The 13,490-nt window shown below is 50.3% G+C and carries 5 protein-coding genes; 2 read left to right on the forward strand and 3 right to left on the reverse strand.

Going from position 1 to position 13,490, the window contains the following annotated elements; translation table 11 throughout:
• Positions 1–521: 521 nt before the first annotated feature.
• Together OGV80_RS19295 and OGV80_RS19300 are read left to right on the forward strand one after the other, a co-directional pair.
• Complete coding sequence (locus tag OGV80_RS19295) at positions 522–1,100, forward strand: helix-turn-helix transcriptional regulator (protein ID WP_043015511.1); 579 nt, start codon at positions 522–524, stop codon at positions 1,098–1,100.
• Positions 1,101–1,295: 195 nt separating this feature from the next.
• The gene (locus OGV80_RS19300; protein WP_087053049.1) at positions 1,296–10,628 is read left to right on the forward strand and encodes an autotransporter outer membrane beta-barrel domain-containing protein; all 9,333 of its coding nucleotides are present in this window, start codon (positions 1,296–1,298) and stop codon (positions 10,626–10,628) included.
• A 143-nt stretch (positions 10,629–10,771) separates the two neighbouring features.
• On the opposite strand, the gene OGV80_RS19305 is transcribed toward OGV80_RS19300, so the two are convergent.
• The 3 genes from OGV80_RS19305 to OGV80_RS19315 all read right to left on the reverse strand — a co-directional run bounded on the left by OGV80_RS19305 (position 10,772) and on the right by OGV80_RS19315 (position 12,939).
• Positions 10,772–11,539 carry a putative bifunctional diguanylate cyclase/phosphodiesterase gene (locus tag OGV80_RS19305; RefSeq protein WP_087053050.1) on the reverse strand — a complete coding sequence of 256 codons (768 nt, stop codon included), beginning with the start codon at positions 11,537–11,539 and terminating at the stop codon, positions 10,772–10,774.
• A 101-nt stretch (positions 11,540–11,640) separates the two neighbouring features.
• Positions 11,641–12,222, reverse strand: a complete 582-nt coding sequence (locus OGV80_RS19310) for a helix-turn-helix transcriptional regulator (protein ID WP_170928040.1) — start codon at positions 12,220–12,222, stop codon at positions 11,641–11,643.
• A 21-nt stretch (positions 12,223–12,243) separates the two neighbouring features.
• Positions 12,244–12,939 (reverse strand): flagellar brake protein, encoded by a 696-nt coding sequence (locus OGV80_RS19315; protein ID WP_043015507.1) that lies wholly within the window; start codon positions 12,937–12,939, stop codon positions 12,244–12,246.
• Positions 12,940–13,490: the final 551 nt, after the last annotated feature.

A 13,490-nucleotide genomic window follows, 5' to 3' on the forward strand; every position in this document is an offset into this window, starting at 1 on the left:
CTTAACACCACTAAGAATTATCGACCTGAAAATTCTAATTTCAGGTCGATAACTACAAATTGAGCGATATTTCTCTCTTCCCCCTGGCTCCCCTTCTCTTTGTCCTGGTCTTGATTAAGAATTCTCCTGGTCACCAATCATCTCATCAAGAAAAACAGGTATCTGTATGAAATATAAAGTTTTCCATATAAATCCCCTGCACAATGAATAGGAATAACCTGTCTTTATCGATATCACTCAATCATTATTAGCGTGATCCATAAGCGAAATCTATCAATCATTTACGCAGAGCTGAAATAAACGATTTATCTTAAATTTTAACAAAGTGTAATATCTACTTTAAGAATAGTTAATGATTCGAATTAATACAGAAATATCTGTGGAATCTGTAATAAATAAGGATGCGTTCACACCAGAGAACGTTATACGAGATTTAATTAACATTTCATGCGTCGCAAGAAACTCTTTTTCTTCTTAAAAAAAGAGGCGGTCGCCTGCATCAAAATTTCAAGGAGATCGTTATGTCTAAGGCTATTTTTTTGGGTGACTCAATTTACCCCTGGCTAGGCATGCGAGAAATCCTACGTGGTTCATCATTATATATTGATATCGCGTATTACTCCTCTCAGACGCTTTCTGCCGTCAACATAATCCCTTATGAAACGGATTGCATCATTATTAATCCTGACAACACAGATTTTTTAAAATATGCCAGGATTATCCGCAACATGGCTTTACGCCCTGCCACAAGAATCATTGTATTGGCAGATGAAGCTACTTTTTCTATTTTTCAAACCGTTTGCGGGAAGAACATGCTGTTTCTCGATCAAGACGCCAGCCTTGATCGGTTACTGCATGCCGTAACGCGTATTACACAAAACAAAAAACCAAGCAATAACAAAGAACTACACAATAAAATCACAGCAAACGAATTCAGCGTAATGATGATGCTGGCCCGGGGTTGGTCACTGACGCAAATCGCCGGAGCATCACAAAAAAGTGAAAAAACCATCGGGGCGTACAAAAGCAACATTGCCAGAAAACTCGGCAAAAATAACTCGCGACTCAAGTACACCATTTCCCACTATAGCCAGCCATAACTGACTTTTTAAGGACGATTATCACGCTTACCATTTAAAAGGTTTTCTTTCTGCTCAAATTTTTAATTCCGCATCGCACGGAAAGGAACCCTATTTTCCGAAATCTATTACCGGGTAGCACATCCGCGTGCCAACCATAGCCAACAACTCAACGTATTAACACATACATAACAGGAATGTAGACGAGGGTTATATATGAACAAAGTTTACAGCATTATTTGGAACGCGGTACTCGGTATCTGGGTGGTCGTTTCCGAATTAACTAAAGGAAAGAAAAAAAGCAGCTCGCGTAAAACTGTCGCCGTACTGGCGGCCGGCGCATTAAGCGCTGCTTCAATGCCGGCTTCCGCTGATCCGATTATCGATATCGGTGAGCACAATATTTTCACCGACTACCAGGCAGGTATTTCCGTTGGAGATTATGAGGGTATCCACGACTACGGATTCTTATATAAAGATATCACTGCTGGTCAGGCGCTCAATATCAGCGGCGCGATCCCAACGATTGCCCCAGGCCAAAGTGGTGTTGTTGAATCAACGACCATCAGAGAGCTACTGCAAACCGGCAAAATCACCCTGCAGGCCACCAGCCCTGACCAGGGCGTAAAAACGATTACTACCGCTGAAGAACTGGCGGAATACCTGACGTATAACCAATCGTCGACACCATCACAAAGCACAGAATTTGATATTAACGACCCGGCCTTCCCTGGCGAACCTACAACTATTAAAGTCTTTAACACCAATGACTTAAATAATTTCCTTACCGAATCGCAGATTGGCGATTCGGCATTAAACACCTACGATCCAACGTTGTCTAAAATCTATAAACAATTTGGCATCGCGCTGGCGACAAATGGCTCCATAGCCAATCTGGATATTGGCAACGACACGCTCAATGTCCGCGACAAAGCCAATACTATCGAGTTGCTGGCCAAAGACTCCTCCTTACTGGAGGCTCAGGACGCTGGTAGCCAGGTTAACTGGCAATCCGATAACTACATAAAATTTAACGCTGCTCCGGTTATTCCTGAAAAAACCTTCGCCGGCTCGGCGCAAACCTCTGTGTTTGGCGATGATGTGAAGCTCATGACCTACGGTTATGATACAGACGGCAATGTCGTCGAAACGGGTGAGCGCACATTTAGCATTACCAACACGCAGGATCTGGCCGATTTTAACGACTGGCTGTTGGGCAACAGCAGCGATGCAGCAGAAAACCCGGAAGGCGAAAAAGTCAGCCAAATCCAGCTGTGGCTGGATGCAAATGTTGTCACTACCTCCACCGCCGCACAAACGAAATATGCCGAGCTGATTGATGATCTTATCAACTCCAGCAAGCCCTCAGACGTGCTCACCTGGGATTACGACGTCTGGACCGACGGCTTGTCACATAGCAATAACGCGACCGCTGGCCGCGGTGAGCTGCATGCTATTTACGCCAACGGTGCAGGCACCACCGGCACCCTGAACCAAGATGCGATTATTGCCGTTGACGGCAGTATTAATGGCGTCATGAAAGCCATTGATGGCGGGGTTATCAACAACCTCGGCCAACTGAACGCATTACGTACTTCTACCGGACAGAGTCTGGCGATTGGCATGCTGGCAAAAGACGCTACGGCAACCAACAACGGGATCATCAATTCCGGGCTGTTTATCGACAAAGACGGCAACCAAAACGTCAACAGCTATGGCGCATTTGGCATGCAGGGGCAAGGCGCCAGCCAGATAGCGAACAATGGCACCATCAACCAGGCGATCACCACCGATAACTTTGGTACCGCGTCGGCAGCCGATCCCTGGAGCAAAGACGTACCCGACTCTTCGCTGACGCTGGCTATTGGTATGCAATTGTCTGACGATGCGCAAGGGGTCAACAACGGCGATATCAACGTCGTAGATGGGCGTAAAAGCGGTGCATCCTTTGCCAAAGGCACCGCTTATGGCGTAGAAGTCGCCGGGAATGCCACCTTTACCAACGCTCAGAATGCCTCAATTTATCTTGGTCGCGACGCAAGCGATCCGTCTAAAGATGTCACCATGGCGGGCGGTTCCAGCCTGAGCGCTGGTATTATGACCAAGAGTGCTAAAGAAGTTATTAACAACGGCCTTATCACGCTGGGAACCGGCATACGTAACGCCGCGGGGATTCTGGTCGGGAATGCCACGGGCAACGTCCTCAATACCGGCAACATCGTGATCAATGGCGGTTCTGAAGGAGGTAGCAGTAAGAACTACGGCATTTCCGTACGCGACAGTGGCGCGGAAAATAATCAGGAAATCCGCAACGACGGCAAGATTAACGTAAATGGCACCAACAACGTGGGGATCCACGTTAGCGCCAATAACAAAAATGCCGAAGTCACCACCAGCGCGGCAGGCTCTATCGTGGTGGACGGAGAAGGCGGCGTCGGTAACCGTAACTACGCCATCTGGGCAGAAGGCGGCGCTAACGGCCAGGCAGTGGTCAACGTTTACTCCAACATCACGCTGGATAAGGCCGGTAACATCGGCGTACACGTGCGTGATAACGCCATCGCTAACGTTGACAGCCTGAGTAGCCCGTCATTCAACAGCACCGATCAGATTGGTTATTACCTGTATGGTAAAGGCGCTACCGCCAATATTGGTCAGGCGGTGATGAATGACAACGGTCAGGATCGCACCACCATTTTCCGTATCGCCAATGGCGCATTGCTGGCCGGTAATACCACTAACCCGAAAGATCAGTCCACTTCCAACCTGAATCTGACTCTCAGCGGTAACAATTCTGTTGGCGTTCTCGCCACCGGGGCTGGCAGTAGCGTAGATACTGGTGAAGCAACGTTCACCGTTCAGGGTACCGACTCCGCGGCACTGGTTATCGAGGGCGGCGCGAAAGGAACTATCAGCGATAAAACCACCATTAATCTGACCGGTGAAAGAACCGTTGCCGGGGTTGTGGATGGTCAGGCGCATCAATTGAATGGCAATACGCAGGGTAATGCCACGAGCACCACCCTCACCTCGGACGCGAAGATCACCTCTGAAGTCAGCGGCAACAAGGTTATCGCCTATGTGGCGAGAAATCTGGGCAACCTGATCCTCGATACCAAAGCGATTATCGATCTGGCCAGCGTCGACAGCATCGGTGTTGATGTTCAAAAAGGCGGGAGTTTAACCAATAACGCCTCCAGCGCCCTGCACGTCAGCAACGGCATCGGCGTACGGGCTTCAGGTGACAGCGCACAGATTAAAAAACTGGGCCAGGTAACCGTTGATGACGGAACCGCAGGGGTTCTGCTGACCAATGGTGCAAGCCTGAGTATTACCGGTAATGCCGGCGATGCCATCACGACCAATGGTTCAGCAGACGGCATTCGTCTCGAGACGGGAGCGGGTAAGCTGGCTGCAAAAGGTGTGACTATCAGCGCTAAAGGGACGGGTGCCGGTATTCAAAACGATGCCAACAATACCGATATCACGCTCAATGACGTGACCATCAATGCCAACGATGGCCCGGGGATCCGTACCAGCGTGGCGCTGAACATGAAAGATGGGCTGAACAACATCCTTAACGTCAATGGTAAAGGTACCGGCTTCGCTTTTGAACAACGCAATGGCGATGCGGTGACGGGCGACCTTACTATCGGCAAAGGCTACACCATTGAAGTACAAAACAGTGAAGGGAGCGGGATTCGCGCCAATACGGACGGTCGTGTCACCACCAATGCTGACATCAACGTGCATGATAGCGCAGGCGGTTCGGCGATCATCGCGAAAAACGTCAGCGCATTAACCAACAGCGGCAAGATTATCTCGGCCAGCACCACATCACCGGTGATCGACGCCAGCGGCGATAGCAGCAAAACCATTACCAACACGGGAACCCTGCAGGCTATCAACGACACGGCGGTAGCCATTCAGTCTGGTAAAGGTAACGACACCATTGATATCAGCGGCGGTGTGACCAGTGGTGTAATCAACACAGGCGAAGGTGCGGACACCTTCAACTGGCGCAGTGGCTCCTATGCCGGCGAAGTGAATTTCGCGGGTACCGGTGGTAACAATAAGGCCAACATTGGCAATGTGACGCTGGATAAAACGCGCCACATCATGACCGCTGCGGGTACAGGCAACGCCCTCACCTTCACCGATACGAAAGATGCGAAGATTGGTACGCTGGCCAGCGACAACCTAAATACCGGCACCAATATTGGCACCGGCTGGGATTCACTGACCATTAGCGGGTCAAATGCGGATGTGCGCGTCGTTGAAAACCTTAATCTGGCGAGCAAAACCATCGCCGTAAACAATGGCGCAACGCTGCGCACCGGCGACCACGTCGAGCCAACCAGTACTGCCGCAAGCATTGGCGATTACGATATCACCACCCAGGGCGCAGGCAGCAAGGTTATCTTCGATACCCAGGGGGATACGTCAGCAGCACAGATCTATCGCGGCATCATCAGCGGCGACGGGAAATTCGAACGTGCGGCAGGCGGTACTACGGTATTTACCGCCAACAACAGCTACACCGGCTCTACCACCATTGATCAAACTGGTACGCTGCAGTTAGGTGACGGCGGAAATGAAGGCGAAGTCAGCGCCGTGTCTGACATTATCGACAACGGCGTTCTGGCGATTAACCGCGCCAACACCGTGCTGCTCAATGGTGTGATCTCCGGCATCGGGGCGCTACAGCAAATCGGTAGCGGCATTACCCGACTGAACGGCAACAACACCTATACCGGTGAGACCACTGTCACTGACGGTACGCTGCTGGTCAATGGCGATCAAAGCGCAGCGCGCGGCGCCACCACCGTCAGCGGCACATCCACACTTGGCGGCAATGGCGTTATCGGCGGCAACGTGCTGATGAACGATGCCACGACCCTCAGCGCCGGTGACGGCGGTGCGGGTACGTTATCCATCAACGGTAATCTGCAGCTCGGCAGCAAAACGACCTCCGCTTTTGAACTGGGCAAGGCATATACGCCAGGCGGTGCGCTAAACGATCTGATTAACGTCGCAGGCGATCTGCAACTGGACGGAACCCTGGATGTGACGACTTCACAGGGCGGCAACTTCGGACCGGGTGTGTACCGTATTTATAACTACGGCGGCACGCTGAATAACCAGACGCTGGAATTAGGCGCGATACCGGATAGCCAGGATAAGAGCAATATTTTTGTCCAGACCTCCATCGACAAACAGGTCAACCTGGTGAACGCCAACGGCGTTACCCTGCAGTTCTGGGACGGCGCAACCGTCAATCAGAGCCACGGCGCGTCGGGCATTGAAGGCGACAACAAAATTGACGGTGGCGATGGCAAATGGATGGCGATCGGCAGCCAGGGTGATAACAACTGGACCACAGCAACCGGTGAAGGTAACGCCCCTTGGGCGCAGAAGTCCTTTGCTGTCTTCACCACCAAAGGCGGAACCGTTACCGTTGATAACGCCGTGGGAGAAGTTAACTTCTCCGGGGCACAGTTTGACGCCGATGGCTATGTCGTTAAAGGCGATGCGCTTAACGCTTATGCCACCACGGAAAACGCGACCCACGCAGGCCAGACGCCTGGAACCGGTGAACTGCTGCTGCGCGTTGGCGCCGGTGGCGCGGGGCAAAACTACACCGCGACCATTGAGTCCGTTATCCGCGAAGCCAGCACGACTGACAAGCTGACGCTGGTGAAAACCGACCTTGGTCGTCTGATCCTCAGCGGCGATAACGAGTATCGTGGCGGCACGCGCATTGATGGCGGTACGTTGCAGATTTCCTCCGACAGCAACCTCGGCCAGAGCGGAACCGACTTAGCTATCAACAATGGCTCCACGCTGCAAATGGGCGCGGACCTGACCAGCAATCGCACCATTGAGCTGGGAGCACATGATAACGCGGCGGTGTTCGACCTCAATTCACACCACTTCACGCCAACAGGTGAGATTACCGGCGACGGTAAACTGAAAGTCACCAGCAGTTCAAGCGATGCGGGCAGCACCCTGTCGCTCGACCGCGCGAACAGCTACAAAGGCGATACCGAAATTGCCGGTACCGGAAATGCCAACAATGTAACGGTCAACGTCAGCAAAACCGGGGCCTTTGGTAGCAATGAAAGCAGCACTGTGAACGTCAATAAGGGGGCGACGCTCAATGTCAGCGGAACGGATACCAGTCTGCAGTCCCTGACCATGAACATTGCCGACAGCCTGTTAACGCTGGCAGATAACGTCACCGCTGCGAGCGCAAAACTGAACCTGACGGGCGCAGCAAAAGCGGTGTTAACCAACAACGCTACCGCGGGCAACGCGAAGGTTAACGTGTCACAAGACAGCACCCTGGCGCTGGAAGAAAACGCCAGCGGCGGCAATGCTACGGTGAATAACAGCGGACTGATGACCTTAGCCGACCAGGCGATGGCTGAAGATACCGTCGTTAAAAACCTGGCGGGTGGCAAGGTCGATATCAGCGCAGTCGACAGCGCTACGTCTATCGGTTCGTTGTCCGGTGCGGGTAACGTTGAACTGGGGAATAAAGAATTGTCGCTGGGTAATTTGCATCTTGATGACACCATTAGCGGCATTATCAGCGGCAACGGCGGCAGTCTGGTGAAAATCGGCGACGGCACATTAACGCTGACCGGCGATAATACCTGGACCGGCGCCACGGACGTCAATGAAGGTGTGCTGCTGGTCAACGGTAATCAGTCTGCCGCAACCGGTCAGGTGACAGTGAAATCAGGGGCAACGCTCGGCGGTAACGGTATTATCGGCGGCGCGGTTGATGTGCTGGACGATGGCCATATTACCGCAGGTGCCGCCATCAACAGCGTGGGTAAACTCACTACCGGTTCACTGACGCTCAGCGATAACGCACAGCTTGATTACCAGTTTGGTCAGGCCTATACCCCTGGCGGAGCTTTCAACGACCTGATTGATGTGAATGGCGATCTGACGCTCGACGGTAAGCTCAATATCGAGACCTCTCCGGGCGGTAGTTTTGACGTTGGCGTTTATCGTGTCATCAACTACACCGGCACCTTGACCAACAATGTGATGGACATTGCCAACGCGCCGGAAGCCGCAGACAGCCTGTACGTTCAAACCTCGGTTAAAAACCAGGTTAACCTGGTCAACCATGCCGGACTGACGCTGCGCTTCTGGGACGGCACCGGCGGTGAGAATGGCGAGTGGAAAAACAACGGCGTCATCAACGGCGGCGACGGTATCTGGCAATCAAGCCAGGGTAACGACAACTGGACTACGGATGAATCAACGCCAGAAGGCGCGCTGAACGCACCGTTTACCGATGCCGCGTTTGCCGTCTTCCAGGGTGAAGCGGGCAACGTCACCGTCGATAACAGCAAAGGCGACGTTATCATTAGCGGCGCACAGTTCGCTACCGATGGTTATCGCGTAGGCGGTGAGGCCATTACCACCGATACGGCCAACACGCTGATTCGCGTCGGCGATGGCACAGTAGACGGCGCTAACTACACCGCCACTATCGACAGCGTGATCCGCGGTACCGGCGGCCTGAATAAAGGCGATCTTGGTACGCTCATCCTCACTGGCGACAATACCTATAGCGGTGGAACCACCATCACTTCAGGGACGCTGCAGGTGGCGGGCGATACCAACCTTGGCGCGCCAGAAACGGGAATTACTTTTAATGGCGGTACGCTGAAATATGGCGAAGCGTTTGATACTGCCCGTCAGGTGACGCTGGAATCCGGCGGCGGGACATTCGATACCAACGGACATAACGTTTCCCTGCTAACGGAAGTCGAAGGTAACGGTCAGTTGACCAAAACCGGTAAAGGCTCCCTGACTCTGACGCTGGATAACACCTATACCGGTGGCACCACCATCGAACAAGGCGTTTTACAGCTGGGTAACGGCGGTAATATCGGTAGCATTCAGGGGGATATCGTTGATAACGGCGTACTCAATGTTAATCGTGGCGATACCCTGGCGCTGACCGGTAATATCAGCGGCGAAGGCCAGTTGCATCAGACCGGTAGCGGTGTGACGGAGCTACAAGGTGAAAACAGCTACAGCGGCGCAACGCTGATTGCCAACGGCGTACTGCGGGCGGGTAACACCAACACCCTGAGTAGTGCGTCACACCACTACGTTGTCGCTGACACCACCCTGAACACGCAGGGTTACAACCAGACGGTAGCGGGCCTGAGCAACGGCGGCGATGTTTCACTCATCGGCCAGCAGACTGGCACAACGTTAACCGTCAAAGGGGATTACACCGGCGAAAAAGGGACTATCAACATGGCGGCAATCCAGAATGGTAGCGGCGCAGGCATTGCCGACCGTCTGATTATCGATGGCGGTAAAGCCAGCGGTAGTACGCTGCTGGATGTCGACGGCTCTGGTCTCGGCGCGCCGACCATTGGCGATGGCATCGAAGTGGTGACGGCGCTCAATGGCGCGACCACCACGGCCCAAACGTCGCGTGACGCCTTCCATCTTGCCGCCGACCGTATGGCTGCTGGCGCATTTGAGTATCAACTGCATGCGGGTAATGCTCAAGGTCAGGGTGAAAACTGGTACCTGAGAAGCGAATATCGTCCAGAAACTATGCTGTATTCTGGTCTCGCCAGCGTCGTTCGTCAGGGCGACATCAGCCTGCTAGGCAACATGCACCAGCGTATGGGCGACGAAGTTAAACCGGGTATTGATGAAGATAATCGCGCCTGGGCAAGAATGATTGGTTACTCCGGAAAAACCAAACTGGATGATGCGGCCGGGACACAAACCAGCTCCCATACCATGGGTATTCAGGTCGGCGTTGACATGTATGCTAACGACAGTTGGAAAGCCGGACTGTATACCAGCATTCTTGACATCGACAGCAACGTGAAAGGCACGAAGACAGGCAGCGACGGCAAAGGCGGTAACATCGACGACAACGCGTTTTATGTCGGCGGCTATGCCACCTGGTTCTCGGGCGACGGAATGTATGTTGATAACGTCCTGCAATACGGTAACCATAAATCCCGCCTGGCGGCGACCGGCAATAACGGATCGTATACCGTCAGAGGCAACACGCTGACGGCGTCGACAGAAGTGGGTAAATCATTCCGTTTGGGCGCCAGCGCATGGAGTCTGGAACCTCAGGCGCAGTTGATCTATCAATACAGCGACTTCGATAACGGGCATCTCGATGGTGTGACCCAAACGAAAGTGAAAATGGATACCGCTGATTCCTTTACCGCTCGTCTGGGCGTGCGCCTGGTCGCAGACTATGACACCAACCATGGCAAATTCCAGCCGTACGGTAGGGTCAACGTCTGGCAGGGACTGGGGTCAAAAGACAAAACGCACTTTAGCAATGCGGTCGCCACCACCACGCTGGAATCTTCACAACAGTACTCCAGCACTGAAGTTGCCGCCGGTCTGTCATGGTCTATCGACAGAAACCTGCAGGTCTACGGTGAATTGGGTACGCAATTCAGCAACGGCGGCAGTAAGTCGCAGGTTGAAGCGCCGGTCAATGCCTCTATCGGCTTTAAGAAATCGTTCTAAGCAGATATAAACTTACCCGCCCTCTGTTCTACAGGGGGCTTTTTTTTGTCTTTCAGGGCGGCCTGATGCGCTACGCTTTCAGGTCTGCGGACTTACCGGCAACGCGGCACAATCAAGGGTTTGGGAAACGTAAAAAGGAGGGATTAATGATTATATTGTACTAAGAGTGTAGGGATCTCTTCTGCCAACACCGGAGGAGAAATGAAAAAGCCTTGAATTTTGTCACAACCAATCTGCATCAGGCGGTCCAGTTCGGACTGGGTTTCCACCCCTTCGGCCAGAACTTCAATCCCAAAATTATGCGCCAGTGAAATGATACCCTCCACAATCTTTGTTGAGCGGGTGTCGGGTTCAATGCCGGTGACAAATTCCTTGTCAATTTTTAAGGTATCAAAAGGATATTTCAACAGATAGTTAAGATTAGCGTGGCCGGTTCCAAAATCATCAAGGGCAAGTTTGACCCCTATCGCCTTCAACTCCATCATATTTTTAGCCGCTATCTGACTGTCGCACAGCGGCGACGTTTCCGTGACCTCTATCTGGCATCGATGGGGCGGCAGTCCGCAGGCGGTAAGGTTTTTTCTGACACGTTGGGGTAACAGAGGATCGCAAAATTCAAGCGCGGAAATATTGACTGATAGTACAAGGGGGTCTGGCCAACAGGTTGCCACATCCCAGGGAGTGTGGATAACCATATCTTCAATTGAAATGATATTGCCGCTGTCTTCCAGTAATGTAATAAAAACATCGGGAGAGATCATACCCATCTGAGGGCTATTCCAACGCATTAATGCTTCAAACCCACTAATACTCTGAGTACGCAAGTTAAAAATAGGCTGATAAACCATATAAAGCTGACTGGTATTCAATGCCCTTTCAAGCGCAGTTAGCACCTCACTGGAATTAAACATTCCGCTCCCCCTCAATAAATCATAGAAATTAAAAACCAGTCAACATCACTCCCGAATTGTATCTACTATTAGGTGTGTTACATCAGAAAAGAATGGCCAACTTAGGGTAAAAAAGACATACGATGGGTAAATCTGACAATTAATTTATTTAACTCAGAGGTATTGGTCAGTCCCAGCTTGGCGACGACCCGCATCTTATGCGCCTGAATAGTTTTATAGTTCAGACTAACTAACTCTGAAATTTCTTTAGCGGAATAACCGCTTACCAACAAATTCAGGATCTGCTGTTCTCTCTCGGTTAATCTTTTCTGCGAACGATATAGTCGGGGATTCCATTTCCCGACCGTTAACGACGCCAGTTGACCGAAATCACGCAGCGAAGATTTCTCAGTCAAAACTATTGTTTTTTCAACATATAACAACTCGACGCATAATTTTGCCACCAGGCTATCAGCAACAATTACCACGACGTTATTATAAAACTTAAAGCGGTTTTTATTCAGAAACTGCACGATCGCTGAACACGGTTGTTCATTATCAATGATATTAAAAACCATGGTTTGATGCTGGCATAATGATGTCTGATGCAACATATCCTCAAACGGGAATGTTTGTATCGGTACATGTTTGCTTGTCAGGTAGGTAAACAGACCGTTGCCTACAAAATTATCACTGCCACACATCAACATCCTGTTCACCGCTCCTTATAAGCTTCTAATCTTGTTACTCATTAAAAATTTAATAATAATTTTCTCGACCTCAGTCTCTTCGCGACGGTTTTTAAAATCGAACCCGCATGAGATCTGATGACAGGAATACAATTGATTATCATCATCAAATTCATTGATCATGACGACATCGATCACTTTTAAATCCAGCTGTAAACTGCCAAACGTATCAAAATCCAGTGTGGCATTTTTAATCACCGCATCTTTATAAAGAAAACGGGAGTTCACATCTTTAACAATTAATGCACAACCGCCCTGCGAGATGTTTTTAATCTTCAGAGAGTAGTTTTCTCCGTTTTTGTAACGACCAAAACAGAAAAAGTCGTAACCCTTCAGGAAGGAAAAACGCTGATTTTGTCGCTGCTGGGCAAAGAAAATCATATCCGGGATGAGGTAGGATAATCCTGCTTCCGCACCTGCTGATGAGGTTTGTTCGAATCTGGCACTAAATTTCACAATCCCGCTTTCGCTGTGCAGGATAAAGTATTGGACCTTTTCAGGAACAATGTCTTCGTGCCCGGAGATCACAAACCGCTCGAAATCGACCTTCTCTAACTGCGTGATAACGCTACTGTTTTCGCATAAGACTTCCAGTTTCGTTTTCTTGTGCAGCTCTTCTCGAAGGGTAGCTATGATTTCAAACTTGTTTTCCTTTGCTAATCCAAAGCTCATTCTAAAACCCTTATTTCCATATTTAAGATATGTCTCGCTTTTGGTTACTCACAAAACGCGAGATCAGCATCCACCCCTGGTGCTTAATTACCATAGTGGATTCCATGTCAAACAGTTGGTTAAAAATTAAGTTTTTAACTATCTTTAGTCATTTATTGATACGTAAAAACGTTTAATCAGGATTAATTCTAGCTTAAGACATGCCTAAAACCACACGAACTTGTTGATTAACTATAACAAAAGTGAATAACAATCTTTTTTGAAGTGTGGTTTTGAGATAACAAATAGCAAGAATTGCATAGATAAAATTTGAGAAAAATGGAGCTATCCTGGCGGGAGGGCTATGCCGTACGCGGGGTGGCACGCTTTTACAAGAAGAAAGAAAAAATACTTACGACACTGTATCATTAGTCAAAAATATAGCTCTGACTCGTTATTCTTATAAACTGAATAATTGCAACTCATACATATTAAATAAATTTCCCTTAAGGCAGAAAAAAAGCCAGCATCCTGCTGGCCCGGTAATTACCGAATCTAACTATAGTGGCTTA

Source organism: Citrobacter sp. Ce119, from assembly GCF_030334525.1.
Lineage (GTDB): Bacteria > Pseudomonadota > Gammaproteobacteria > Enterobacterales > Enterobacteriaceae > Citrobacter > Citrobacter europaeus.

What these genes read in the sequence shown, in the direction of transcription:
- OGV80_RS19295 (WP_043015511.1), top strand. Translation starts at nt 522, where the DNA reads ATGTCTAAGGCTATTTTTTTGGGTGACTCAATTTACCCCTGGCTAGGC.
- OGV80_RS19300 (WP_087053049.1), top strand. Translation starts at nt 1,296, where the DNA reads ATGAACAAAGTTTACAGCATTATTTGGAACGCGGTACTCGGTATCTGG.
- OGV80_RS19305 (WP_087053050.1), bottom strand. Translation starts at nt 11,539, where the DNA reads ATGTTTAATTCCAGTGAGGTGCTAACTGCGCTTGAAAGGGCATTGAAT.
- OGV80_RS19310 (WP_170928040.1), bottom strand. Translation starts at nt 12,222, where the DNA reads ATGTGTGGCAGTGATAATTTTGTAGGCAACGGTCTGTTTACCTACCTG.
- OGV80_RS19315 (WP_043015507.1), bottom strand. Translation starts at nt 12,939, where the DNA reads ATGAGCTTTGGATTAGCAAAGGAAAACAAGTTTGAAATCATAGCTACC.